The sequence below is a fragment of the Pseudomonas parasichuanensis genome (assembly GCF_021601385.1).
GTDB classification, from domain to species: domain Bacteria; phylum Pseudomonadota; class Gammaproteobacteria; order Pseudomonadales; family Pseudomonadaceae; genus Aquipseudomonas; species Aquipseudomonas parasichuanensis.
Genome location: NZ_BQHO01000124.1, coordinates 1 through 237, shown reverse-complemented (window position 1 = coordinate 237; position 237 = coordinate 1). Strand labels below are relative to the sequence as shown.

1 protein-coding gene is annotated in these 237 nt (G+C 65.0%); it reads left to right on the top strand.

Going from position 1 to position 237, the window contains the following annotated elements:
* A partial coding sequence (locus L6D77_RS27220; RefSeq protein ID WP_236170250.1) for an Ig-like domain-containing protein occupies nucleotides 1-237 on the top strand: 237 nt, incomplete at both ends.

Below are 237 nucleotides of genomic sequence, written 5' to 3'. Positions count from 1 at the left end.
GCGACGGCCAGTACGTGGTGGGTGTGCGTGCCGGCAACGACACTTCCACCTCGGCGCTCGGCCATGTTGGCGATCAGATCAATGGGCTGTACGGCTACCTGACCCTGGATGCCCAGGGCAACGCCACCTACCACGCCAACCCCAACCAAGACCTGCCGCCGTGGGCGACCGACACCTTCGTCTACACCATCCGCGACGCCGATGGCGACGAGAGCACCACGACCATTTCGGTCAAGG